Source organism: Methylobacterium sp. WL116, assembly GCF_008039455.1.
In the GTDB taxonomy this organism is placed as follows: Bacteria; Pseudomonadota; Alphaproteobacteria; order Rhizobiales; family Beijerinckiaceae; genus Methylobacterium.
The window spans coordinates 1-23818 of record NZ_VRUV01000002.1; the positions used below are offsets into that span (position 1 = coordinate 1).

The window sequence follows — 23818 nt, forward strand, 5'->3', positions numbered from 1 at the left end:
TAGACTTCCACGGCAAACATCCTGGGCCCCTCCCGAAAGAGAAGCCTCTCCACTGGCCGGCTTTTACCCCGGCCGCATCAGCACCCCGCCGACGCTCCAGTGGATGGTTTTGTCACCGCCCTACACAGCCAGAACATCCTCTCGGCGAACTGCCAGTTGCGCCACCTCGCGGTGGAGTCGCTGGTCTCGAACTCGCAGCAGCCCGGGTCTGACAGCCTGTTCGGCAGGTCAGCCTCCGAGATCCAGGCGAAGGCCACGGTGAAAGGCGGTACGCCCGGGGCGACCTGGAAGGTGCTGGCCGAGATGCCGCTCGACCAGAAAGGCACGCAGCTGCGGACGAATTGGTAAGCGGCCGTCCTACAGAGCATGGCCCTGCAGTTGCAGCTCACCTACGCGGGCTGGCTGAAGCCCAGCGTGGGCGGCCTCTGGGACCCGTCAGACGGCGTGACGGTGAAGTCCCCCATGCTGTTCCCTACAGAGAGCGCGACCGAGACGCTGAAGGTGGCCGGCTACGCCTACACGCAGGATGTGAACGCCGGCACGACAACGACGCTCGACCTAATCAACACGCTGGCCTGGGAGCAGCGCAAAGGCGACGCGACGAAGAACGATGGCTTCTACGACCTCGGCAATGCGCCTGCGCAGCCGGAGGCGGCAACTTGAAATTGGAGCCGCTAGCCGCATTTCTCACGATCACCGATATCAATCACCTTCCCTCGCTGGAATTCAGTCCCCGTCCAGATTAAGAATTCGGATTTGCAGCGTTCGTCTGAAACCCATTGAGCAGAAAGCAAGCGACTGTCGGTCTTGTAAGTCATATTAAGATACAGGTTGTCCTCACCGCCCAGCGGAAAGTTCATAACTCGCCCACTTTGGATATCGATGACATAGACGAAACGGCATCCGGCGCCGCAACCAATTTCGACAACTGATAGCTTGCCAGCGAAGTTCGGACCGGACTTAAACCCATCCATGATGCGCGTTCGATAGCTTGCGTATTGTCGATCTCGACCTCGGAAATCAGGTGGTGAGACTGTTCCTCGATAGGGTGCAGCAGGGTATTGAGCGAAATTCGGGGCTGTGGGCACCGAGGGATTGCTCGAAACTACCTTAGCTGGCGGGCCCTTCGCCGCGTCGTCAAAGCACCGCAGGCGAAGCAGCGAGTCTGCTACATTGCGACAGGCGGCAACGTCAGGGCTAACTTCCGCCCGTGCTGCCGAACCTGCGGCAGCGGTCAAGACAAGGGCGGCGAGGGCAATGCGCATCCCGGCAGGATAGCCGCCGGGGTGCGGTTGTCGAGGCTTCCAGTTCCCCGGCAGGGAAGCGCATTGCGCGCATGCCCCCTCCCGCTGTCCATCTTTGTCAGTCGTATTAGCAGCCGATGCAGACGTGCGGGTCCCACCCGAATTCTTTGATATGAATTTCCCGAGGGCGCCGAGCTTCTGTCGTGACGCTTAATTCTGGCAGAGCCACCGTCTCGATGCTCCTACTGGTCACTGATCGGCCCTGAGCGCCCGGCATCTCCTGGACGGATGAGCGCTGAATGCTGCCGGTCTGATCGATTTCGGCTGAGATCGCTCCGGTCGCCAGGATGCTAGCGACCAGGCCTATAGCGATTGCACGGGCTGCGAACATTGGGGCTCCTCGCTGCTCGATGACAGCGAGGGAGAACTGGGACCAATCGGTTTAGTTTCGCTTACCCTGACGGTGTTGGTGCCTCACCACACACGAGGCAGCCGGTGTGATTGTGCCCACCGCCTGGACCTCTGCGGTCTGCCTGCTCCGAGCGGTACATCGCCTGCGGCATCATCGCTTCACGGTTGCACTGCAGATTTTTGTTGCAACCTGTGGATTTTGTGGCCACCGTGTTTTTAACATTTGACAGAAAAGATCTCGGGATGAACTTCGCCTTCAGCGCTCCGATCCTGCTCTGCACGTGCTGGCTTGCCGGCACCGTCGAGTTCGCAATCTGGTGCCACCAGGCGCCCAAGGCTGATGTTTCGAGCGACTAGGCCGACCAGCTCATGACGGAGCATACCCGCCGGATGTCGAAGGCGTTGCGGGCTTTGAAGGCGCGTCCCCTGCATCAATCGGCGCAGCTTCGATATGAGCAAGCTTCGCAGATGCCCATGGCCGGCGTTCTTGCCAATCGTCGGGGAACCCCATCGCCGCAAGGGTCACGTTCGGCTTACCATCTAGGATGGTAGCGAGCCTTTGCGGCCAAGGTGAAGCAGGGTCAATGCGAGATAGCAGGTGCCAGACAACAGCGCAAACCGAATAGAGCTTATCCTGTGAGGTATCGGGCCAGACCTTATTGTACATTTTTGGTATCTTAGGCTTAATGGTGAAGCCTTTATTCCAAACTCGTCCATGATGAGCGCAGACGTTGCGAGCAAAACTTAGTGAGTGCAGCCAGCTCTCTAAAATATCGTGTTGCAAGCCGAATTGGTCAGCTACCGACTTTCTAATCGTTCCCTTTGATAGCTTGTAGACCTTTGATAGAGCGCCAAAAGAAAATAGCTCCATCATCATCCAACAAGGAGGATACGGATTAGAATATTTATTCATGAAATGATTTATAAAAACATGCTGATGGTCTACTGTCTTGTCTCCAATGTATTTATCTATCATCTCTATTATCTGGGCATGACGCCCGCGATCAAAGTTTACTGGCTCGCAAAGCCAAAACGCGCCGTGCGCAGTAGCGGCTTCATGCGAAAGCTTAGATTTGATGGATATTTCTATTCTTTCCAAGGCACGAGATAATAAGGCCCGCAGCCTTCGATCAAACTCATACAATTTCACTACGTCGTCAAATGTCACGCCCGCGCGCATTTTCTCGCGCTGCGGATCATTGGGGTCTAGATAGTATTTGTAAAATCCGGAAAGCCTGTAGTAGCCAACATTAGAAATGAAAGCTTCTGCTACAGCAGGGTCAGCAACTTCCAAGCCCCTGACTCTTAGTAACTCTACCTGTTCACCGATAGTTATTGGCGGCTTATCGAAATCTACTTTAGACAACAAAAAACCCCCCTGAGGCGCTTCTACGAGAGGCGTGGGGGGTGTTATTGAGGCTGAAAATAACCACCGCCCTTCCTCAGTCAAGTGGTACTTTAACGCATGACTCCAGGTTGTGGACAAGTGGTGTGGCTTCGCACTACTCTTAGGTCTGGGGTTACGCGAGAGCCCTCTGCTGGTACCCCTTCCACTGCCGTGAAACGGGGTGCGTGATGGCGTGTCGGGTAGCTACCCCAGGGTCACAGAGCCGTCGGTCTGATTGACCGCTACGACGCGAGGACCGCGGACATCCGGATCGCGCTGTTCCCAGGCCGACAAGGCAGCGTTGGCACCCTCGACGATTGCACCCGTGGAGCCGCTGCCGATCTGCGGGCGGATCGCCTCGACCAGCTGCGTGACGATTGTCTGCTCCTCAAGAGGATGTGCCGGCATCGACCGAATGACGCGCATATCGGCAGCGCCGTCATAGACCTAACAACCAATGCAAACGCTAGAATTAAACCCGCGGCCGGTAGGAATATGGGATCGCCTGCTTATGCCGCGCGACAGTGACCTTTCGGCAATTCCAGAATTCAGATATCCGTAATAACTTGCTCTATTGGATTGAATGCCGCGCTGAATTTGCATGTTGAGAGTGTTGTAATTAGAAACATTGTTCTGATGAAGCGCGCGCATATCACCTTGGTAGGCAAACGATGCGTTGGCAGCGTTTGGATCGTTTTGTTGGACTTGAGATAAAGCAGGAGTTGATAGGAATAGGATCAACCCAATACTATGGAAAATATTGACTCTCATGGCTCAGCCTTTTGTTAGAGGTTGCATCCTTGTGTTGTCGACGCACTAGATGCCAGCCAAGTTCCAGTCGCTCGGCGCAGAGATTTTTTGAGAAGGGCGACGCTCGTGCCGCTTATTTCGAGCTGCCCTTCGCCTTCAGTTGCTCGGCATCCCTGACTAAGCGCGCCGCCCTCTGCCGAGCCAGATTGGTCTCAGCTACATTCGCCGGCGGCTCCTCGGCAGGCATGGAGATGGGTTGGCTCTGCCGCCTAGCGAAAGCCGCTTCGGCTTGCTTCCACTCTTTGCTCTGATTTTCGGACAGGATGTGTTCCTCGGGTTGGGAACAGCTTCAACGTCAGCTCGCCCCTCTCGGATCCTCACGGTGCCGCACGTACCCCTGGCCGGGCGCGGTGGTATGTCAAAGATCCGGCACGTCCGCGTCGAGCCAGTCCGCCGCTGCTTTCAAGTTCGGGAACTTGTGCGCCTCACTTGTGAAAGGCGCTGGAAAGGGCGGGCTGTCGGCGAGCGGTTCGGCTGTCCAATCGCCTTCGTACCCGTCCCGCGACACATCACGGACCAAGCTGCCGACCACCGCGCCGTCGAGGATGAGATCGAAGCTACCAGGGGCGAGGCGTTTAAGGGTGTAGGGCATCGAGTTTCCAAATTGGACGCCGCGCCGCGCGACATCAACGTGGCAACGCCGGGGCGAGGATGTCAGTTCGCGCCCTCAGGATCCTCGCGGTGGCGGACGTAGCCCTGGCCGGTGAGCCAGTCGTCGACAGCTTTACGAATGGCAGCTGTTCGTGTTGGCTTAGGGTCGGGCTGATCGGCAATCCAGGCGTCGAGCGGGCGGAGCTGATCCGGGAGCATTCGAACGCCAATCGTGTGGCCCGTGCCTGTCGTGGCCGGACGTCCGCGTTTTTTCGCGCTAGCGCTAATTGACGAGCCCATGATTTGACGCTAGCGTGAATGACGAGCCGGGACAAGGCTGGAACCCTTGCCACGGCTCTAACCCCACCACTCTGTTGAGGAGAGCGGCATGGCTAGCCACGCCCATAGCACACGCACGCCCTTATTACCCGAGGCTGGCGCTCAATCGGCCTTATTACCCCGCGGGGCCGGCAGGCAGCCTGGCCCAGTCACCCTAGCCCTGCGCGCCATGCGAACTGCCGACCCGGATCAGGCCGCGCACGACGCTATCGAGGCGATACGCCTAGGCCTGGATCGCCACTTCTCCGAGGCTGACTATCGGCGCCTCAAGACGCTTCGCAGGAGCGTCGCGGATCGCATCGAGTCGGATCTTGCCTTGCTCGACATGCTGGCGGGCGACGTGGACCTTGAGCCTTCCCTAGGCGCCCCTGAGGCAGCCACTCACACTTATCGCGATCACGGACCGCTGCTCGCGTGGGGCAGTGGCGCGACCGACGACCGTGAGGACAGCGCCGACGACGACCGGGAGGAGGAGAACGAACACGGCGGCGACGTGCAGGACGAGCCGCATGATGCCGAAGTAGACGAGCGCGACACCGCACCCGAGTGGGCTGGCGTCGGAGAGCATACGTTTTCGGCTTGGGGAGTGCCTGCATGAGCACGCCATCCAAGGTTTCGGCCTCTCTGCAGGAGATGGAAGACGACATCTTTGATGTTCGTCGCTGGTCGCACCTAGTCGACGCTCTCGGAAGCGCCGGGGTCATGATTGATCCAGGCGCGCTGAATGTCCTAGCCGTTCCACTTCGCGAATTGGGCGCGCGTTTAGAGACGCGCTGGATGGAAGCCTATCGGCAGTCGGGTGGCGAGCCATGAGGCCGATCCCGTCCTACCTTGCCGTTGTCCCGTCCACAGGAAAGCGGTTTAAGCGCCCCAAGCGGCAGGCGCCGAAGCCTGTTCCGACTGCGATGGCTCTTGGCGAAGCGCAAATGTTGCTGCGGCAAGCCGAGTATGCCGACACGGTGTTGCGAACGCTCGTCGCCCAAGCGATGCGCGGCGATCCGGTGGTGACGATGGCGTTAGCTCGACACGCGAGTGTGGAGATTGGCGCCTTGATCGCACAGGCTCGGCACGCAGCGCAGAGGGTCGTGCAATGCGCATGATCCTCGCCTACCTCGCCATCGCGAACATCCGGTGGGCTCGTGCCGACATCGCACGATCCGAAAGGCTCGCCGACGAGGCTGACGCGGCGTTGCTGCGGTCTCGGGGGCGCGTGCGCGTTGCCGATGCCTTGGCGACCCGCGCGGGCCTCGGCCCTAGGTTCTCGCACCTTCGCTAATACCCTGGCCCGGCCAGTCGCGGGCGAGGGGTGGTGAAACGCCACCCCCTTTCAGTCGAGCCCGGCCGGGCCTCACGAACGCCTAAGCTGAACTTAGGTCGCGCTGACGTTCGAGCGGAAAATTTGTTCGCCATCGTCCACGTAGGTTCGCGCCTGAAATGTGGTTTCATATGTGGGTAGGTCAGTCGTCGATAAGGGTATCATTATGAAGCGTATACAGAATTACTGCTCATCAAGCGGACGCCCTCGCCGCCTTCCTGGAGGCGGCTGGCCGCGGCCGCCGCGTCGACGAGGATGCCATCGTCGTGGCCTAAAACTCGATCCTATGACGCGCCCCTGCGGTCGTGGTGATCGCAGGGGTAGGTACAGTGACGCAGACGAAAGATGCACGCGCGGGTTGCGCGGATCGCACTCAGCCACCGGGTTCGGCTAGCGACCGACGATCCAGCCCTCCCAAGCTGCAACCTCTAGTCCGACTTGCGTCACCGCCTCCGGCGCGCGCTTCTCAACCACCTCAATCATGGCGAGGAGGCCGGCAAGCGCATCGAACGGGTCCTCGCCCGAGCTGCTCGCGCCGAAGCCGTCCAAGAGCGGCTCGCGCGCTTCGCCGAGATCCACCCCGGCCGCCGATGACCACGCTATAATTGAGGCCGCCTTCGAGCGGCGATCAGCCTGCGAAGTCTTGCTCTCGCAATCCGGCAAGGACGCGGCGTGATCTGCCAGTATCGATGAGGGCGTCGACGAATAGATCTGATCGTCCGACCCGCCGCGGTCCGACCACGACCCAACCCGCCGAAGTACGCCACGCCGACGCAACCCATCGCTTCGAAGCTCCCGTACTCCAATCTGCGTGATGCAATTCGTCAAACATCGGGCCCATCCGTAGGTGCTTTTGCGCATCGGAGTCATCTGCACCCACCGCCGAGTGTCATCGCCTCTGCTCCAATTCGGGCAAGAGAACGAGCCGCCCCACAGGATGATCCGCGTCGCGCCTAGGACTATTTTACCAAGAAATGTCAAACCTGGGGCTGTCCTGGGGAAATGCCGCAGGCATCTTAGACAAAGAAATTGCAACGGGTGATGCATCGTGTCTTGGACATATGAGGATTACGGCCTGCCCGATATAGCTCGCCCGCCGTCGGTCGGTTAGTTCGGGTGGCCGATCATGTGCCCGACCCAGATGTTACGCGCGACGAGGTCCGCCGCGATGTCCCGGATCGTGTCGCCGACGAAACGGGCCGCGAGGCCGACAGGCCGGTCGGCCGGGTAAGCGATCACCAGCTTCCGCGACGGGATCGGATCGACCAGCGGGGAGACGCTGAGCTCGCCCCGCTCGACTAGAGGATAGAGCGGTGCAAGAGGCAGGATCGTCGATCCGAGGCCGGCCCGGACCAGTTTGATCATCGATTGGAACGAATCGGTTTCAATAGCGGAGGACAGGTCGAGGCCGGCTTGGCGTGCGCACTCGTCGACGATGTCCCGCAACCGATGGCCGACGCTCGGAAGGATGAGTCGTTCCTGGGCGAGTTCGGAGAACGGGATCGCTCGATCGAGGCGCAAGCCCCTCTTGGCCGAGCCGACGAGGAGAAGGTTTTCGACGAGTACCGGATCGATCTTCAACGAACGGATCGCAGGCAGGTTGTAGATGACTGCGATGTCGACCTCCCCCCGCTGGAGGAAGTTCAGCATGTGCCCGCTGAAGGCTGCCGACAGCCGTACGTTCAGATGCGGATGCGCCTCCCGGATCATCTGGACCAGCGGCACCGTTACGATCTCTGCCACGGTCGGCGTTGTCCCCACCGAGACGGTGCCGCGGTACGAACTGCGCCGATCCAAGGCGAGATTGCGGATGGCGTCGATCTCGGCGAGGACGCGCGTGGCATGGTCCAGGACCTCGTGGCCGATCTCGGTGATCGCCATGCCGCGGCCATGGCGCTCGAACAGGTAGGTGCCGAGTTCCTGCTCGAGGAGACGGATCTGCCGGCTGAGCGCGGGTTGTGCGATGCCCAGGCGTTCCGAAGCTTTGCTGACGCTCCCGAGTTCGGCGACGTGAATCATCGTCTTGAGCTGGGTGATGTCCATGAACGCCGCCTCGATGACATCCCTCCGGCATACCGATCAGGCCTGGGTTCGATCAAGACGATGCCGCCATGTGATCGCTTGACCTTACTCTTCGACCTCATCCCTCAACGAGGCGTCGACACACGTATATCCGGTGCAAGTGCTTGCAGAAAAATGTTATTTGGCGACCGCTGGCGCGCCCGTCCCGGAGCGGTCGGCAAGCCATCGCAATTCGGCATTCCAGGTAGAGGATCGCCCGATCTTCCGGGGCGGAAACATCAGGCCTACGGTCGGTACTCGGCCGCGTGCGGACGTCGGAGATCTGCGCGGCGGCGGAGGTCGACGCCGTGTGCAAGCGTAGCGGCATCGGCCGAGAGAACGGCTAGTCCGCAATCGACGCGTACCACCAGGCCAAGAGTATCTGGATCAACCTCGCGCAGGACGTGCCGAACTCGTTCGTAGTGCTCTGGCGCCCGTCGGGGCGCACGATGTCGATCATCGACAATCCCGTCAGGGTGAGGAAACGCGATGCAGACCATTGACCACGGCAGCTATCCTGACATCCGCGACGCGGTCCGCGCGCTCTGCTCCGAGTTCCCTGCGGAATATCATCGCAAGATCGATGAAGCCCGAGGCTATCCCGAGGCCTTCGTCGACGCCCTGACGAAAGCGGGCTGGATGGCCGCCCTGATCCCAGAGGAATACGGCGGCTCGGGCCTAGGCCTGACAGAAGCCTCCGTCATCATGGAGGAGGTCAACCGCTCAGGCGGCAATTCCGGCGCCTGTCACGGGCAGATGTACAACATGGGCACGCTTATCCGGCACGGGTCCGAGGAGCAGCGCCGCAAGTACCTGCCCCGGATCGCCGCCGGCGAGTTGCGCCTGCAATCCATGGGCGTGACCGAGCCGACTACCGGCACGGACACCACGCGGATCAAGACGACCGCCGTACGCAAGGGTGACCGCTACGTCATCAACGGCCAGAAGGTCTGGATCTCGCGCATCCAACATTCCGATCTGATGATCCTGCTCGCCCGCACGACGCCGCTCGATCAGGTCAAGAAGAAGTCCGAGGGCATGTCGATCTTTATCGTCGACCTGCACGAGGCGCAGAGGAAGGGCATGGCGGTCCGGCCGATCCTCAACATGGTCAACCACGAGACCAACGAGCTGTTCTTCGACGACCTTGAGATCCCAGCCGAGAACCTGATCGGCGAGGAGGGCCAGGGGTTCAAGTACATCCTCACCGGCCTGAACGCCGAGCGCGTCCTCATCGCCGCCGAATGCATCGGCGACGGCTACTGGTTCATCGATAAAGTCACCGCCTACACCAAGGAGCGTACGGTGTTCGGCCGGCCCATCGGGCAGAACCAGGGCGTGCAGTTTCCGATCGCCGAGAGCTTCATCGAGGTCGAGGCGGCCAACCTTATGCGCTACGAGGCCTGCCGCCTCTACGATGAGAATCTCCCCTGCGGGGCTCAGGCCAACATGGCGAAGTACCTCGCCGCCAAGGCGTCCTGGGAGGCGGCCAACGCCTGCATCCAGTTCCACGGCGGCTTCGGCTTCGCCTGCGAGTACGACGTCGAGCGCAAGTTCCGCGAGACGCGCCTCTATCAGGTGGCGCCGATCTCCACGAACCTGATCCTGTCCTACGTCGCCGAGCACGTCCTCGGCCTGCCTAGATCCTTCTGAGGAGAACCGTTCCGATGCGTACCGGTCTTCCCCTCAACGGCCTTGTGGTCGTCGCCATCGAGCAGGCGGTGGCCGCGCCGTTCTGCTCCTCCCGGCTCGCCGACGCGGGTGCGCGCGTCATCAAGGTCGAGCGGCCGGAGGGCGATTTCGCGCGCGGCTACGACGACGTCGTGGCCGGCGGGCAGAGCAGCTACTTCGTCTGGCTCAACCGCGGCAAGGAAACCGTGGTGATCGATCTCGCCACCGAGTCCGGCAAGGAAAGCCTGCGAACCCTCGTCGCGGGCGCTGACGTGCTGATCCAGAACCTGAAGCCCGGCGCCCTCGACCGCCTCGGCTTCGGCACCGAGACCCTCTGCCGCCAGCACCCTCGACTGATCGCCTGCTCGATCAGCGGCTACGGCGAGACCGGGCCACTCGCTAGCCGCAAGGCCTACGACCTGCTGATCCAGGCAGAATCCGGCCTCTCGTCGATCACCGGAGGTCCGAACGAACCGGCCCGTGTCGGCATCTCCGTGGTCGACATCGCTACCGGCGCCACCGCCCACGCGGCGATCCTGGAGGCGCTAATCGGGCGCGGCATCACCGGACGGGGCGCCGACATCCGCATCTCGATGTTCGACGTCATGGCGGACTGGCTCACCGTGCCGCTACTCCATCAGGAAGGCGGCCGGCCGCCCAAGCGCCTTGGCCTCGCCCACCCCTCGATCGCCCCCTACGGCGTGTTCTCGACAAGCGACGGCAAGCGGCTGCTAATCTCGATCCAGAGCGACCGCGAATGGATCAAGTTTTGCGAGCTGTTCGTCGGCGATGCGACGGTCGGCAAGGACCCGCTCTTCGCCACGAACGTGGCACGAACCCGCAACCGCGCCGAGACCGACGCTTTGGTGGCCCGCGCCTTCGCTGGTCTCGACGCGGACGCGGTGGTCGCCCGGCTGACACAGGCTGACGTGGCGTTCGCCTCCGTCAACGACATGGCGGCGCTCGCCACCCATCCGCACCTGCGGCGGATCACCGTCGAGACGCCGTCCGGCCCCGTCGCCTTCCCGGCCCCGGCTGCGCGCGTCGAGGGTGCGGAACGCGCATACGGCGCGGTGCCGGGCCTCGGCGAGACCAAGGGCACCAAGTCGTGAACGCGCAGGCGGTCGGCCCGGTGGATGTCGCGCATCTGCAAGCCTGGATCGGGCGAACGCGCGAGGGCGAGGACGTTGTCACTCGTCGCATCCTGGCCGAATACGAGGCAACGCTGGCGCCCCACCTCGCGCCGACGGCAGATGGCGCGGCGCCGCCCGCCCTGCACTGGTGCCTCGCCCCGGAAACGCCGCGGGCTGATACCCTCGGACCCGATGGCCACGCGGCCAAGGGCGGATTCCTGCCGCCGGTGCCATTGCCGCGGCGCATGTGGGCCGGCGGCGAGATTGAGACACTGGACACCCTGCGCCTGGGCGACACCATCCGTCGGCGCGAAACCGTCCGCGACGTGGTGATGAAGGAGGGTCGCAGCGGCCGCCTCTGCTTCGTCACCGTCGACCACGCGGTCACGACGGATCGCGGTCTCGCGATCCGCGAGCGCCAGGATATCGTCTACCGCGAGGAGGCTGGCCGCACAGACAGAACCGAAGCAGCGCGGAGCACACCGGAGGAAGGGTCCACAATCTGGTCTGTCCCCGCGACCCCGACGCTGCTGTTCCGCTACTCCGCGATGACGTTCAATGGGCACCGCTTCCACTACGACCGGCCCTACGCCACCGACGTGGAAGGCTATGCTGACCTCGTCGTGCACGGGCCGATGCAGGCGAGCCTGCTGATGAACCTCGCTGCCACGCTGATCGGCCACACGCCGCAGCGTTTCGCATATCGCGGGTTGGCTCCGATGACCGCAAATCAGGTCTTTCGCGTCTGCGGCCGCCTTGATGCGGCCGGCGGCTTCTCCGGGTTCACGCTCGATGCCGAGGACCGGATCTGCATGCAGGCGAGCACGACGCACGCGGGCGCGGTCTGAGCCGGGGTCAGGTCTTCAACCGCCCTAGATAGCGGTCGACCTCGGTGTGATCCGCGGTCGGCCCAAGGTCATCGAGCGCCCGCCGTGCGAATTCCGCGACCGTGCGCGAGAACGGCGCCGGACGGTCGAGCGCCGTGGCGAGGTCGGCGGCGATGCCGATGTCCTTCGTCATCAGGGCGAGGCCGAAGCCAGAATCGTAGGCCTCGTTCAGGATGAAGGCCTTGAGCTTGTTCTCGGTGGTGTTGTTGCGTCCGGTCGAGACGTTGAGGATGTCGGTCATCACCGCCGGGTCGAGGCCGAAATCCGCGCCGATCCGTACGGCCTCGCAGGCGGCGATCAGGCCTGCCGCCGACACGTAGTTGTTGAGCGCCTTCATCGCGTGGGCCGAGCCTAGCCCGCCGGTCTCGAACACGGCCGCGCCCATCGCCGCGAGGATCGCCGACACGCGAGCGATGGCGTCGACCGCGCCTCCGACCATGATCGACAGGGTGCCGGCCACCGCCTTCTTCACCCCGCCGGAAACCGGGGCGTCGACGATACCTAAGCCGACGGCCGCGAGGTCCGCGCCGAGGGACCGCGTTGCGAGCGGGGCGGACGAACTCATCTCGATCAGGATCGCGCTCGGCTCCATGGCCGCGGCGACGGGCGTTGCTCCGCCGAGCATCACCGAACGGACGATGTCCCCGTCCGGCAGCATCGTGATCACGGCCGCAGCGCCGGCGGCGGCCTCGGAGGCCGTTGCGCACGCTACGCCGCCGGAGGCGGCCAACGCCGCGCGAGCGTCAGTGACGGGGTCGAAGCCGTGCACCGCGAAGCCGGCTGCCAACAGCCGCCCCGCCATCGGCAGGCCCATCTTGCCGAGGCCGACGAAGCCGATCACGGCGGGAGGGACGATGGTATCGGCCGTCGGCATAGGCATCTCCTGGAACGCTGGCATCGTCTCATCAAGAAACACGGCCGATCCGAAGCACGATGTAGATCATCAGACAATCCGTCAATAGCACGTACGTTTATGCTGCATCGCACCGTAAAGAGCGTCTAATCTGCTGATTGACAGACAATACTCGCACCGTCACCATCGGCGAAGTTGAAGTGGTGAGGGCGCGATGGCCGAGAGCGAACAGTTCCAGAAGGGCCTAGAGGTCCGGCGTGCGGTGCTCGGCACCGAGTACGTCGACGGCGGGCTCGCCAAAGCCGATGACTTCATGATGGCCTTCCAGCGCATCACCACCGAATGGTGCTGGGGCTACGCCTGGACACGCGATGGGCTGGACCGCCGCACGCGCAGCCTACTCAACCTCGCGATGCTGACCGCTCTCGGAAAGCCGGCGGAACTGCGCCTCCACGTGAAGGGCGCGCTCGCCAACGGCGTCACCGTCGAAGAGATCAGGGAGACCCTGCTACACGCCACGGTCTATTGCGGCATCCCGGCCGGCCTCGACGCCTTCAAGGCGGCGCACGAGGTGCTGAAGGCCGAGGGCGCGATCACCGGCGAGCCGGTCGGCCCGGACCTCTGACCTTCGTGCCGGATCTCGACCTGCACGTCGAACGCCATCCCGCAACCCTTCGGCTGCTCGTCGAGGACAAGCTGCGCGCAGCGATCGTCGAAGGGCGCTTCCCGCCCGGGCAAAGGCTGATCGAGCGCGAACTCTGCGAACTCACCGGCGTCGGGCGCACCTCGATCCGCGAGGCGATCCGGCAGCTGGAAGCGGAGGGGCTGGTCACCGTGGTGCCGCATCGGGGCCCGTCGGTGACCGTGATCACGCCGGGGGAGGCCCGCGACCTCTACGCGGTGCGCGGCTTGCTGGAAGGCTATGCTGGCCGCGAATTCGCGAGGCTTCGGCCCGAAGCCGAGATCGCGGCGCTAGGGCGCGACGTCGAGGGCTTCGCGCGAGCGGCCGCAAACGCGGATCGCCGCGCGCTGATTGCGGCTAAGACCGCCCTCTATGCCACACTGATGCGCGGTTGCGGCAACGCCGTTGTCCGGCAGATGCTCACTACCCTGCACAACCGCATCACCCTGCTTCGCCTAACCTCCATGAGTCAGCCGGGGCGGCTCAAGGACAGCGTCTCCGAGATCCGTACGATCGCTGCGGCGATCGTCACCGGGGATGGGGACGCCGCCGAAGCGTCATGCCGGCTCCACATCGCGCGGGCGGCGGTGGTGGCGATCGCGGTGCTGGAGCAGCAGTCCAACGTGCCAACCCAGGTGAGCCGCGGACGGCACTCGAAAACGGAATGACACCGCAAGGCCGCTCGACAGGTGCGGGCAGTCCCGTGCCTTGACCGCGGCGGGACCGACTTGCGAGGGTATCCAAAATACCGGCGCGGCCCCACCGGGACGACGCCAGGGAATTGAGTGGGAGGGTGCTATGAAGTCTCGGATCCTGGGAACTCTCCTGGCCGCCGCGTGCCTATTCGGCACCGGTCTCGTGCAGGCGCAGACGCCGATCGTCATCAAGTTCAGCCACGTCACCACGACCGATACACCGAAGGGCCTCGGCGCCGAGCGATTCAAGAAGCTCGCCGAGGAGCGCACTAACGGCGCGGTGAAGGTCGAGCTCTATCCCAACAGCCAACTCTACAAGGACAAGGAAGAGGTCGAGATGCTCCAACTCGGGGCGGTGCAGATGCTCGCCCCCTCGACGAGCAAGTTCGGGCCGCTTGGCGTCAAGGAGTTCGAGGCCTTCGACCTGCCATACATCTTCCCGAACGACACCGTGTTGCGGAAGGTTCAGGACGGACCGATCGGGCAGGGCTTGTTCAAGAAGCTGCAATCCAAGGGCATCCAGGGGCTGGCCTACTGGGACAACGGCTTCAAGATAATGACTTCGAACAAACCGATGCACCTGCCTGAGGATCTCAAGGGCCTCAAGTTCCGGATCCAATCCTCGAAGGTGCTGGAGGCGCAGTTCAAGGCGGTCGGCGCGCTGCCTCAGGTGATGGCGTTCTCTGAACTCTACCAGGCCCTGCAGACCGGCGTGGTCGACGGCCAGGAGAACCCGCCCTCGAATGTTACCACGCAGAAGCTCAACGAGGTTCAGAAGCACGCGACTCTGTCGAACCACGGCTATGTCGGCTACGCGGTGATCGTGAACAAGCCGTTCTGGGACGGGCTGCCGGCCGACATCCGCAAGACCCTGGAGGGCGCGATGGCCGACGCGACCACCTACGAGCACGAGATCGCGCAGAAGGACAACGACAAGGCGCTTGCCGACATCCGAGCCACCGGCAAGACCACCGTCTACGAGCTCAGCGACGCCGAGAAGTCCGCGTGGCGCAAGGCGCTTCTCCCCGTTCAGAAGGAGATGGCCTCGCGCGTCGGCAAGGACCTCGTGGCGGAACTAAACAAGGAAGCCGAGTCCGACGGCGCCAACAACTGACCGCGTTCGCGGCACGAACATCGGGACGCGTCACGTCATGATGCTCAAGATCCTCGATCGGCTCGAAGAGGTGCTGATCGGCAGCCTGATGGCGGCGGCGACACTGATCACCTTCGCCGCCGTCGTCCACCGGTTCCTCTCCGGCGTGCCGGCGCTGCAGCCCTACACCGAGCGCCTCGACTTCGGCTGGGCGCAGGAACTTTGCATCTACATGTTCATCTGGGTGGCGAAGTTCGGAGCCGCCTACGGCGTCCGGACCGGCATCCATGTCGGCGTCGACGTACTGGTGAACAAGCTGCCGCCGCGGGCGCGCAAGGGCATGGTGCTGACGAGCCTGCTCTGCGGGGCCCTGTTCACGGCGATCGTCGGAACGCTGGGCACCAACTTCGTCTGGCGCATCGCGCACACCGACCAGACCACGCCCGACATGGAAATCCCGGTCTGGCTGGTCTACCTCGCGATCCCGCTCGGCTCCTATCTCATGTGCTTCCGCTTCCTCCAGGTGGCCTGGCACTATTTGCGGACCGGCCACCTGCCGGCCCGCGACCACGCCCACGTCGACGGCGTCGAGACGGTCGAGGGCGTCGACCCCGTCCAGATGGGTAAGCTTGGAGGCCCGGCATGAGCGCGCTGATCATCTTCGGCCTGCTGCTCGGGCTGATGCTGACGGGCATGCCGATCTCGATCGCGCTCGGTCTGACGGTGCTGACCTTCCTGTTCACGCTGACGCAGGTGCCGATCGAGAGCGTGGCGCTGAAGCTCTTTACCGGAATCGAGAACTTCTCGATCATGGCGATTCCGTTCTTCATCCTGGCCGGCAACTTCTTGTCGCATGGCGGGGTGGCCAAGCGGATGATCGCCTTCACCACCTCCCTGGTCGGGCACTGGCCCGGGGGCCTCGGCCTTGCCGGGGTGGTGGCCTGCGCGCTGTTCGCTGCCGTGTCAGGATCGAGCGTCGCGACGGTTGTGGCGATCGGCTCGATCATCTTGCCGGCGATGGTGGCGGAGGGCTATCCGCGCCGCTTCGGCGCCGGGATCATCACGACTTCGGGCGCGCTCGGCATCCTCGTGCCGCCTTCGATCATCCTCGTGCTCTACGGCGTGTCCACGAACTCGTCGATCGGCAACCTGTTCCTGGCCGGCGTCATGCCCGGCCTTGTGCTTTCCGGCCTGCTTGCCGCCGTCACCCTAGTGATCGCGTGGCGGCGGGGATACCCGCGGATGCCGCGCGCCACCTGGATGGAGCGGTTTCGCGCCTTCCGCGACAGCCTTTGGGGCCTGCTCCTTGTGGTGATTGTGATCGGCGGCATCTATGCCGGCGTCTTCACGCCCACCGAGGCAGCGGCAACGGCCGCCGTCTACGCCTTCGTCATCGCGGTGTTCGTCTACAAGGACCTGAAGCTGTCCGACGTGCCGCGCGTACTCTTGGCCTCGGCCAACATGAGCGCGATGCTCCTGTACATCATCACAAACGCGGTGCTTTTCTCGTTCCTGATGACCTCGGAGAACATCCCCCAGACTATGGCGGCTTGGCTGATCGCCAAGAACTTCAGCCCGCTGGTGTTCCTGCTCGTGGTCAACGTCATCCTGCTGATCGCTGGCAACGTGATGGAGCCGTCCTCGATCCTGCTAATCATGGCGCCGATCCTGTTCCCGATCGCGGTGAAGCTCGGGATCGACCCGATCCATTTCGGGATCATCATGGCGGTCAACATGGAGGTCGGCCTGTGCCATCCGCCGGTTGGGCTCAACCTCTACGTGGCGAGCGGCATCGCTCATATGGGCATCAGCGAACTCACCGTGGCGGTGCTACCCTGGCTGCTTACGATGCTCGGCTTCCTCGTGCTCGTGACGTACTGGCCGGCGCTTTCTCTGTGGCTGCCCCGCGCGCTCGGCGCGATGTAAGGATAGGGATGAACCGACCGCAGCCCCGCTGGCGCTCGCTTCTGTTCCTGCCAGCCCACGTGCCGCGCTTCGTCGAGGGCGCACACAAACGCGGTGCCGACGCGCTGATCCTCGACCTCGAGGATGCAGTGCCGCCGGGCGAGAAGGCGGCGGCGCGTACGGCGCTGCCGGCCTCGATCGCCGCGGTCGGGCGCGACGGCGCGGCGGCGATGGTGCGGGTGAACCACGGTTTGCGTCTGCTGGCCTGCGACCTCGAGGCGGCGGTGGTTCCGGGCCTCGCGGCCCTGGTGCTACCGAAGGTCGAGGAAGCCGGGTTCGTCCGCGAGGTCGCAGAAGCTGTATCGGAGATCGAGGCTGAGCGCGCAATGGCGCCGGGATCGGTGCGTCTCGTCCTGCAGGTCGAGACACCGACGGCCTTCCCCCGCCTCGATGCGATCGCCAAAGCCGATCCCCGGGTCGCCGCGATCACCCTCGGTCCCGAGGATTACGCCGCGGCGATGGGCGGTGTGCCCGATCCCGACACCTTGCTTGCGCCGAGCTATGCTGTCCTCCGCGCCGCCCGCGCTGCCGGCATCGTGCCCCTCGGCTTCATCGACAGCATCGGCGCCTACGCCGACCTCGACGCCTTCGCCGCGACGGTGGCGCGGGCGCGCCGCTTCGGCTTTCGCGGGGCGATGGCGGTGCATCCCGCGCAGGTGCCGCTGCTTAACGCGGGCTTCAGTCCGACCGCAGATGAGGTCGCCTGGGCGCGCCGGGTTTTGGCGGCTGATGCCGCGGCCCGCGCCGAGGGCCGCGGCGCGTTCGAGCTCGACGGGCGGATGGTCGACGCTCCCGTCGTCCGGCGCGCCGCCGACATCTTGGGATCGGTGGGCGGGGACGCGGCACCATGAGCGTCCGCATGGGGCATTGGCCCGCGGACATCCCCGGCTACGGTCCGGTTCGGCCCTTCGCCGGCGCCTTTGCCGATCGCGGACGGGTCACGCGGGCGGGGCTGACGGTGCATCCGGCGCGGCCAGAGGGCAAGAAGCTGCTACCTGATCTCGACGCCGCGATCCGTGCCTGCGGCCTGCGCGACGGCGCTACGATCTCGTTCCACCATCACCTGCGCAACGGCGACGCCGTGCTCAACCAGGTCCTAGATGCGGTCGCGCGCGCGGGTCTGCGCGGCATCACCGTCGCCGCGAGCGCGCTGTTCGCCGTCCATGCGCCGCTGATCGAACACATCCGCGCAGGCGTCGTTACGGGGCTCGCCGCCAGCACCATCTACGGACCGCTGGCGCTGGCGGTCTCGCAGCGCATCCTGACCAAGCCGGTGTTGATGTACACCCATGGCGGCCGCGCACGAGCGGTCGAATCTGGCGACCTGCGCATCGACGTCGCCTTCGTGGCGGCACCGGTCGCCGACAGCTACGGCAACCTCAACGGCACGCATGGACGCGCCGCCTGCGGACCCCTCGGCTACGCCGTCACCGACGCGCAGGGCGCTGAGCGTGTGGTCGCCGTCACCGACACCCTCGTGCCCTATCCGGCGGTACCCATCGAGATCGGGCAGGACTGGGTCGATTTCGTCGTTCCGATCGCCTCGATCGGCGATCCGTCGCTCATAGTATCGGGCACCACGCGCGCGACCACCGACCCGGTGGCGCTCGGCATCGCCGAGACCGCGGCCAGCGTGATCGCCGCCTCTGGGCTGCTGACGGACGGCTTCTCGTTCCAGACCGGCGCCGGGGGCGCCTCGCTCGCGGCCGCGGCTTACCTCGGGACCATCATGGCCGAGCGGGGCGTGGCCGGCAGCTTCGCCGCCGGCGGTATCACGGCCGGGATCGTCCGGATGTTCGATGCCGGGCTGTTCCGCGCGCTGATGGACGTGCAAGCCTTCGACATCGATGCAGTCGACAGTTTCCGCCGAAGCCCGGCGCATCAGTCCATGTCGGCCTCGATGTACGCCAACCCGCACAACCGCGGCTGCGTGGTGAACCGCATCGACGCCTCGATCCTCGGCGCCGCCGAGATCGACCGGACCTTCAACGTTAACGTCACCACCGGCACCGACGGGATCATCCTCGGCGGCTCCGGAGGTCATGCTGACACCGCCGCCGGTGCATCGCTGACCCTGATCACAACGCAGCTCGTCGCCCGGTCTCACGCCAAGGTGGTCGACCACGTCACCACGGTTACAACACCGGGCGAGACCGTGGACGTGGTGGTCACCGACGGTGGCGTCGCCGTGAACCCACGCCGCCTGGAACTTGCGGACCGGCTCCGCGCAGCCGGGATCCCCCTCGTCGGGATCGACGACCTGGCCGCGGAAGCCAGGCGTCGGGCCGGTGCTCCTGCACGCCCCCGTGCAGCTGACGGACGCATCGTCGCTGTGGTTGAGTATCGGGACGGCACCGTTATCGACATGGTTCCAGCAGTCTAGCGCAGATATCTGCGCAAGTACTCAAAACTTAGTTGCGGCTTCTTGTGGGCCCTCCCTCACCATTCGACCAAAACGAAAGGTAGCTCTGACTAATCGTGAATCTGCACTTTTTTTCTGGACGGCCAAAGGCTCGTCGGCTCGATGAGCGCATCACAGGCTCAGTTAGCAATCAAGTATCCAATCCTGCCAAGCTGCAATGTCTGACCCGACTTCGGATATTGCTTCCGACGCGCACTCCTCGATCACCTCGACCATGGGAGGCGGAGGCGAGCACCGTTACCTATCTGCGGCAACCGCTTGTCATCAAATTTGACGTCGACGCTGGTACTGTTAGCTGGTACAGAATGAGTCGTGGCGCCAAACGAAACGCCCTTGATTTAATTGAGTTTTTAAGTCCGGCCGGACAGTCCCCCCCCTCTCCGCCAAATCACCCTTAAACCATTGTGATGACGGTATCTTTTTGATGCCGTAGGCCTTTCAGCGCGCTCCTGCTACGAAGGAGTGCTACGAAGCCATGAGGTAGATGGTGGGGCTCGTCCAGCGTCGGGGCATCTTCTATGTCCGTTGCACCATCCCGGATGCGCTGCGCGCCGACATGCTGGCGGTGCCCGGAACGGCAGGGCCTGGCATCTTCGACGAAAGCGCGCCCGTCTCGCTGAAGGGAAGGCGGGCCGGCCGGGAGTTCTGGGTCAGCCTCGGCACCCGCGACGCGGACGTGGCACGCGATCGGGCCCGCCGGCTGGATGGCGAGGCGGACGCACTCGTCCACTTGGCGAAGCGCCGTCTGCCTCAGCGCTCAGCCGAAACTCTCGGACCTCGACGACACGGTTCTTCAGGGTCTGGTCGCGACGTTCCGCCACCGCAAGCTCGCCGCGGATGAAGCGCGGCGGCGCGGCGTCGACCCCCTCAGTCGCGAAGGGTTCGACGCACTCGGACGGGAGATCGCGTCGCGGGAGGCCGAATTGCGCAATGCCAACGCGCGCGGCGACTGCACCGCCACGCATTTCGATTTCGATGCGATGATGACCGTGCTCGATGCCGGACTGAACATCGCGTTCGGATCGCCAGCGGATCGTCGTCTCCATCTGGCGTTCGTCGAAGCCGAACTCGAGGTGATGACCATCATCAAGGACCGGCACTCCGGGAATACCCGCCCCACACCCTCGCCCCCGCCGAAGGAAGACCTTCGAACGGAGGCCGTGTCTCGGCCGAAGCAGGAGAGGATCGAGGCACCGAGCCCGGAGCAGATTCTGGAAGGCTGGAAGACGGATCAGGCGCCGACCGAGAAAACCTTCTATACGTTCTCCAGCAAGGTGCGCCGGTGGACTGGCCTGCCCCTATCCTGTGGCCCAGGTTCGAAGTTAGTGCATCGTCGGTCGCGTGACGATGGCGGGTTGTGCGAGCGGCGCTGAGCTGCTCGGTTCGGTTGGCCAGATGACGACCTCCGGCGCGGGCGGCTGATAGCCGAGCGACGAGTGCGGTCGGAGGGTGTTGCCGTGCCTCCGCCATTGCTCGATCACGATGCAGGCCTCCTTGAGGGTGTAGAACACCTCGCCGTCGAGAAGTTCATCGCGCAGCTTCGCGTTGAAGCTCTCGCAATACCCGTTCTCCCACGGACTGCCTGGCTCAATGTAGGCCGTTGCTGATCAGACCGCTGCGATCCAGTCTCGGACAGATCGAGCGATGAACTCAGGTCCATTGTCCGAGCGGACATGGCCCGGCACACCGCGCAGGCTGAACAGATCCGAGAGCACGTCGATCACTTCGAGGGCCTAAGCTTGCGGGATACGCGGATGGTGAGGCACTCGCGCGTGAACTCCTCGATCACGTTCAGCATCCGGTACTTGCGCCCGTTGTGCGTGCGGTGCTCGACGAAGTTATACGACCAGACGTGGTCAGGTCGCTCCGGCCGCAGTCGCAGGCACGAGCCGTCGTTGAGCCAGAGCCGCGACCGCTTCGGCTGGCGAGCGGGAACCTTGAGGCCCTCGCGGCGCCAGATCCGTTCGACCCGCTTCACGCTCACCGTCCAGCCGTCACGCCGGAGCAAGGCCGTAACCCGACGATAGCCGTAGCATCCATGCTGCAGCGCCAGGGCGACGATCGCAGCCGTCAGAACAGCTTCGTCCTCGACCACCACGGCGGCCTTGCGTTGGGTCGAACGATGCTGGCCCAGGACACGGCAAGCGAAGCGTTCCGATACGCCATGCTCGGCAACGACGTAGTCGACACACGCCCGGCGGCGAGCCGGGCTCAGAAGTTTCCCGAGGCTGCCTCCTTCAGGATCAGCTTCTCCAAGGTCAGATCGGAGATCGCCCGACGAAGCCGCTGATTCTCCGTCTCCAAAGATTTTAGCCGCTTGAGCTGATCACCCTTCAAGCCACCGTACTCAAAACGCCAGCGGTAGTACGTGACCTCCGTCACCTCGATCGACCGGATTGCTTCGGCGACCTTACGGCCTTGCGAGACCAAGACATCAACCTGGCGCAGCTTGGCGACGGTCTCTTCAGCCGTATGATTTTTCCGTCCCATGACAACATCCTCCACATGGCTCGAAGCCATACCTCAGGGAGGACCACTTTTCAGGGGGCAGGCCATTTCTGTCGTCGGGTCATCCGGGAGATCCTGCCGGAGCGCAAGGCGATCCACGTGAGCGACATCACCCTGCGGATCGGCGCGGACCTGGTTCACGAGGCCGGCGAGCACGTGCAGGCCTGGCGCGTCGAGACGGTCAGGGGAGGGGCCATCGACGAGCGAATGTACCGCAACGGTTGATTCGTGAGCGAGGGCGCCGGACGCTATCGGACGCCCAGGTCGGAGGACGGCGGGGTCGCCGTCTGAAGTTCAACGAGCCGCGGGGTGTGCAGACGACGTTGAGTGCAACCGGCGCAGCTACCTTGGAAGTCGTGTCGGCAGACCTCACCTTGCCCCCAATGGGCAGCGCGTTCGACGTCATCATCGTAGGGGGAGGCGCCGCCGGCATCGGTGCCGCCCGGCGGCTCGCGGCACAAGGCTCATCGGCCTTGCTGCTTGAGGCATCTGCGCGCCTCGGAGGCCGCGCGTGGACGCAGGACATCGGAGGGTACCCGCTCGACCTCGGTTGCGAATGGCTCCACTCCGGCGATCGAAATGCATGGGTCGGCATCGCCGAGGCATCGGGCTTCCCGGTCGACCGAGGCGAACCGCCATGGGCGAAGGCCCACCCGGGCATCGAGCACGATGAGCACGCACAAGAGGCGGCGCAAAGGGCGTACGGCGACTGGGAAGACCGGCTCCGCATCGTCGCGGCGGGCAGCGACCGGGCCAGCGACGCCCTTCAGCCGGGCGGCCCCTGGATCGCCTACGTGCGGGCCATCGCCGGCTTCATGAGCGGCATGGCGCCCGAGCAGATCTCCGCGACCGATTACCTCGCCTACGACGATGCCTCGACGGGCCGGAACTGGCATCTGCCGTCCGGCTACGGCACGTTGGTCGCTGCCAGCCTGCCGTCCACGACGACGCTGCGGCTCGCCACCCCCGCCGACCGGATCGACCTGACGGCGGACGGCGTCGCCGTGACCACCCGCGCCGGCACCATCCGCGCCGGGGCCGCCATCCTCACGATCTCGACCGCGGTCCTGGCCGGCGACGCGATCCGCCTTCCCGCCGGGACCGAACCCTGGCGCGAGGCGGCCGCCGCCCTGCCGCTGGGCCGCAACGAAAAGATCTTCCTGGAGATCGGGCATAACGCAGCGTTCGAGCCAGACTCGCATGCCTACGGCAACCTGCACGGCCCAAGGTCGGCTGCCTACTCGATCCGACCGAACGGATGGCCGGTGATCGAGGCGTTCCTCGGGGGCGACGGCGCCCGTATCGTGGCGGAGGGGGGGCCGGCCGCCGGCTTCGCCCACGTGTCGGCCGAACTGGCCGCCCTGTTCGGCAGTGACGTGGCGTCGGCCATCCGCCCCCTCGCGGCGACGTCCTGGAGCCGGATGGCGTCCATCGGTGGGGCGTATAGTTGCGCCCTGCCGGGCCGATCCGATGCGCGGGCGCGGCTGGCCCGGCCATTCGAGGACCGCCTGTTCTTCGCCGGCGAGGCGACGCATCCTTTCGACTTCACCACTGCACACGGAGCCCACGACAGCGGGATACGGGCCGCCGACGAGGCCTTGGCGGCGCTCGGGGACAGGCGGGGCGAAGCGGCCTAGGCGAGGTCCCGGAGGCGTCCGCATGGCCGCAGGGGCCGGAACATCCGGGGGCGGGGCCGATTTCCGAAGTTCCCGGACAGCATCACCCAAGACGCGCGCCGCACGGGCTGTCCC

General features: G+C 64.3%; 24 protein-coding genes and 1 pseudogene. 17 read left to right on the forward strand and 8 right to left on the reverse strand.

The genetic code is table 11. The annotated features are described in order from the left end of the window. Window positions 1–99: 99 nt before the first annotated feature. Together FV223_RS00605 and FV223_RS00610 are read left to right on the forward strand one after the other, a co-directional pair. Window positions 100–348: a hypothetical protein gene (locus tag FV223_RS00605; protein ID WP_147724716.1), complete on the forward strand. Its 249-nt coding sequence runs from the start codon at window positions 100–102 to the stop codon at window positions 346–348. 18 nt (window positions 349–366) lie between these two features. Beyond that, window positions 367–663, forward strand: coding sequence for a hypothetical protein (locus FV223_RS00610; protein ID WP_147724718.1), 297 nt, complete (start codon window positions 367–369; stop codon window positions 661–663). Window positions 664–674: 11 nt separating this feature from the next. On the opposite strand, the gene FV223_RS00615 is transcribed toward FV223_RS00610, so the two are convergent. The 4 genes from FV223_RS00615 to FV223_RS00635 all read right to left on the reverse strand — a co-directional run bounded on the left by FV223_RS00615 (window position 675) and on the right by FV223_RS00635 (window position 4444). Continuing rightward, window positions 675–1265, reverse strand: coding sequence for a hypothetical protein (locus tag FV223_RS00615; RefSeq protein ID WP_147724720.1), 591 nt, complete (start codon window positions 1263–1265; stop codon window positions 675–677). 757 nt (window positions 1266–2022) lie between these two features. After that, the gene (locus tag FV223_RS00620) at window positions 2023–2949 is read right to left on the reverse strand and encodes an Abi family protein (RefSeq protein WP_187275997.1); all 927 of its coding nucleotides are present in this window, start codon (window positions 2947–2949) and stop codon (window positions 2023–2025) included. A 297-nt stretch (window positions 2950–3246) separates the two neighbouring features. Further along, complete coding sequence (locus FV223_RS00625) at window positions 3247–3468, reverse strand: hypothetical protein (RefSeq protein ID WP_187274701.1); 222 nt, start codon at window positions 3466–3468, stop codon at window positions 3247–3249. 742 nt (window positions 3469–4210) lie between these two features. Then, window positions 4211–4444, reverse strand: coding sequence for a hypothetical protein (locus FV223_RS00635; protein WP_147724727.1), 234 nt, complete (start codon window positions 4442–4444; stop codon window positions 4211–4213). Between the two features lie 507 nt (window positions 4445–4951). On the opposite strand from FV223_RS00635, the gene FV223_RS00645 reads away from it, so the two are divergent. Then, window positions 4952–5380, forward strand: a complete 429-nt coding sequence (locus tag FV223_RS00645; RefSeq protein ID WP_147724731.1) for a hypothetical protein — start codon at window positions 4952–4954, stop codon at window positions 5378–5380. Next, complete coding sequence (locus FV223_RS00650; protein WP_147724733.1) at window positions 5377–5595, forward strand: hypothetical protein; 219 nt, start codon at window positions 5377–5379, stop codon at window positions 5593–5595. Before FV223_RS00645 ends, FV223_RS00650 begins: the two co-directional genes overlap by 4 nt. An 892-nt stretch (window positions 5596–6487) precedes the next feature. Here the strand turns inward: FV223_RS00650 and FV223_RS00660 are convergent. Continuing rightward, window positions 6488–6676 (reverse strand): hypothetical protein, encoded by a 189-nt coding sequence (locus FV223_RS00660; protein WP_147724736.1) that lies wholly within the window; start codon window positions 6674–6676, stop codon window positions 6488–6490. Between the two features lie 528 nt (window positions 6677–7204). Then, complete coding sequence (locus FV223_RS00665) at window positions 7205–8140, reverse strand: LysR substrate-binding domain-containing protein (RefSeq protein ID WP_147724738.1); 936 nt, start codon at window positions 8138–8140, stop codon at window positions 7205–7207. 507 nt (window positions 8141–8647) lie between these two features. Between FV223_RS00665 and FV223_RS00670 the strand changes: the two genes are divergently transcribed. From FV223_RS00670 to FV223_RS00680, 3 genes are read left to right on the forward strand one after another with little or no spacing between them, the layout of a single operon-like run. Further along, entirely contained in the window at window positions 8648–9811 is a 1164-nt protein-coding gene (locus FV223_RS00670; protein ID WP_147724740.1) for an acyl-CoA dehydrogenase family protein, read from the forward strand. A 14-nt stretch (window positions 9812–9825) separates the two neighbouring features. Beyond that, the gene (locus tag FV223_RS00675) at window positions 9826–10941 is read left to right on the forward strand and encodes a CaiB/BaiF CoA-transferase family protein (protein ID WP_147724742.1); all 1116 of its coding nucleotides are present in this window, start codon (window positions 9826–9828) and stop codon (window positions 10939–10941) included. Next, window positions 10938–11810 (forward strand): MaoC family dehydratase N-terminal domain-containing protein, encoded by an 873-nt coding sequence (locus FV223_RS00680; RefSeq protein WP_246686422.1) that lies wholly within the window; start codon window positions 10938–10940, stop codon window positions 11808–11810. Before FV223_RS00675 ends, FV223_RS00680 begins: the two co-directional genes overlap by 4 nt. 7 nt (window positions 11811–11817) lie before the next feature. Here the strand turns inward: FV223_RS00680 and FV223_RS00685 are convergent, their stop codons facing one another. Next, on the reverse strand, window positions 11818–12723 hold the full coding sequence (locus tag FV223_RS00685) for an NAD(P)-dependent oxidoreductase (protein ID WP_147724744.1): 906 nt from the start codon (window positions 12721–12723) through the stop codon (window positions 11818–11820). A gap of 193 nt (window positions 12724–12916) precedes the next feature. Here FV223_RS00685 and FV223_RS00690 point away from each other — a divergent pair, with 193 nt between their 5' ends. The 8 genes from FV223_RS00690 (at window position 12917) to FV223_RS00725 (ending at window position 20932) form a co-directional block, all read left to right on the forward strand. Then, window positions 12917–13327: a carboxymuconolactone decarboxylase family protein gene (locus FV223_RS00690; RefSeq protein WP_147724746.1), complete on the forward strand. Its 411-nt coding sequence runs from the start codon at window positions 12917–12919 to the stop codon at window positions 13325–13327. A 5-nt stretch (window positions 13328–13332) separates the two neighbouring features. Beyond that, window positions 13333–14052: a GntR family transcriptional regulator gene (locus tag FV223_RS00695; protein WP_147724748.1), complete on the forward strand. Its 720-nt coding sequence runs from the start codon at window positions 13333–13335 to the stop codon at window positions 14050–14052. Between the two features lie 130 nt (window positions 14053–14182). Further along, window positions 14183–15193 (forward strand): TRAP transporter substrate-binding protein, encoded by a 1011-nt coding sequence (locus FV223_RS00700; RefSeq protein ID WP_147724750.1) that lies wholly within the window; start codon window positions 14183–14185, stop codon window positions 15191–15193. 37 nt (window positions 15194–15230) lie between these two features. Beyond that, window positions 15231–15818 carry a TRAP transporter small permease gene (locus tag FV223_RS00705; protein WP_147724752.1) on the forward strand — a complete coding sequence of 196 codons (588 nt, stop codon included), beginning with the start codon at window positions 15231–15233 and terminating at the stop codon, window positions 15816–15818. Further along, window positions 15815–17098, forward strand: a complete 1284-nt coding sequence (locus FV223_RS00710; protein ID WP_147724754.1) for a TRAP transporter large permease subunit — start codon at window positions 15815–15817, stop codon at window positions 17096–17098. The genes FV223_RS00705 and FV223_RS00710 overlap by 4 nt, the downstream gene beginning before the upstream one ends. Window positions 17099–17106: 8 nt before the next feature. Beyond that, window positions 17107–17988, forward strand: coding sequence for an aldolase/citrate lyase family protein (locus tag FV223_RS00715; RefSeq protein WP_147724756.1), 882 nt, complete (start codon window positions 17107–17109; stop codon window positions 17986–17988). Next, window positions 17985–19520: a citrate lyase subunit alpha gene (gene citF, locus FV223_RS00720; RefSeq protein WP_147724758.1), complete on the forward strand. Its 1536-nt coding sequence runs from the start codon at window positions 17985–17987 to the stop codon at window positions 19518–19520. The genes FV223_RS00715 and citF overlap by 4 nt, the downstream gene beginning before the upstream one ends. Window positions 19521–20263: 743 nt before the next feature. Continuing rightward, window positions 20264–20932, forward strand: coding sequence for a hypothetical protein (locus FV223_RS00725; RefSeq protein WP_147724760.1), 669 nt, complete (start codon window positions 20264–20266; stop codon window positions 20930–20932). On the opposite strand, the pseudogene FV223_RS00730 reads toward FV223_RS00725, so the two are convergent. Beyond that, window positions 20882–22049 (reverse strand): annotated as a pseudogene (locus FV223_RS00730) (IS3 family transposase). The gene FV223_RS00725 and the pseudogene FV223_RS00730 sit on opposite strands and share 51 nt — an antisense overlap. Window positions 22050–22166: 117 nt before the next feature. Here FV223_RS00730 and FV223_RS32340 point away from each other — a divergent pair. Next, window positions 22167–22292 (forward strand): hypothetical protein, encoded by a 126-nt coding sequence (locus tag FV223_RS32340; protein WP_279605340.1) that lies wholly within the window; start codon window positions 22167–22169, stop codon window positions 22290–22292. 158 nt (window positions 22293–22450) lie between these two features. Next, window positions 22451–23704, forward strand: coding sequence for an FAD-dependent oxidoreductase (locus FV223_RS00735; RefSeq protein ID WP_147724823.1), 1254 nt, complete (start codon window positions 22451–22453; stop codon window positions 23702–23704). Window positions 23705–23818 lie beyond the last annotated feature (114 nt).

Coding starts and splice junctions, on each gene's coding strand:
- FV223_RS00610 (WP_147724718.1), top strand. CDS start 367: ATGGCCCTGCAGTTGCAGCTCACCTACGCGGGCTGGCTGAAGCCCAGC.
- FV223_RS00615 (WP_147724720.1), bottom strand. CDS start 1,265: ATGCGCATTGCCCTCGCCGCCCTTGTCTTGACCGCTGCCGCAGGTTCG.
- FV223_RS00625 (WP_187274701.1), bottom strand. CDS start 3,468: ATGCGCGTCATTCGGTCGATGCCGGCACATCCTCTTGAGGAGCAGACA.
- FV223_RS00635 (WP_147724727.1), bottom strand. CDS start 4,444: ATGCCCTACACCCTTAAACGCCTCGCCCCTGGTAGCTTCGATCTCATC.
- FV223_RS00645 (WP_147724731.1), top strand. CDS start 4,952: ATGCGAACTGCCGACCCGGATCAGGCCGCGCACGACGCTATCGAGGCG.
- FV223_RS00650 (WP_147724733.1), top strand. CDS start 5,377: ATGAGCACGCCATCCAAGGTTTCGGCCTCTCTGCAGGAGATGGAAGAC.
- FV223_RS00665 (WP_147724738.1), bottom strand. CDS start 8,140: ATGGACATCACCCAGCTCAAGACGATGATTCACGTCGCCGAACTCGGG.
- FV223_RS00670 (WP_147724740.1), top strand. CDS start 8,648: ATGCAGACCATTGACCACGGCAGCTATCCTGACATCCGCGACGCGGTC.
- FV223_RS00675 (WP_147724742.1), top strand. CDS start 9,826: ATGCGTACCGGTCTTCCCCTCAACGGCCTTGTGGTCGTCGCCATCGAG.
- FV223_RS00685 (WP_147724744.1), bottom strand. CDS start 12,723: ATGCCGACGGCCGATACCATCGTCCCTCCCGCCGTGATCGGCTTCGTC.
- FV223_RS00690 (WP_147724746.1), top strand. CDS start 12,917: ATGGCCGAGAGCGAACAGTTCCAGAAGGGCCTAGAGGTCCGGCGTGCG.
- FV223_RS00700 (WP_147724750.1), top strand. CDS start 14,183: ATGAAGTCTCGGATCCTGGGAACTCTCCTGGCCGCCGCGTGCCTATTC.
- FV223_RS00705 (WP_147724752.1), top strand. CDS start 15,231: ATGATGCTCAAGATCCTCGATCGGCTCGAAGAGGTGCTGATCGGCAGC.
- FV223_RS00710 (WP_147724754.1), top strand. CDS start 15,815: ATGAGCGCGCTGATCATCTTCGGCCTGCTGCTCGGGCTGATGCTGACG.
- FV223_RS00715 (WP_147724756.1), top strand. CDS start 17,107: ATGAACCGACCGCAGCCCCGCTGGCGCTCGCTTCTGTTCCTGCCAGCC.
- citF (WP_147724758.1), top strand. CDS start 17,985: ATGAGCGTCCGCATGGGGCATTGGCCCGCGGACATCCCCGGCTACGGT.
- FV223_RS00725 (WP_147724760.1), top strand. CDS start 20,264: ATGGCGAGGCGGACGCACTCGTCCACTTGGCGAAGCGCCGTCTGCCTC.
- FV223_RS00735 (WP_147724823.1), top strand. CDS start 22,451: ATGGGCAGCGCGTTCGACGTCATCATCGTAGGGGGAGGCGCCGCCGGC.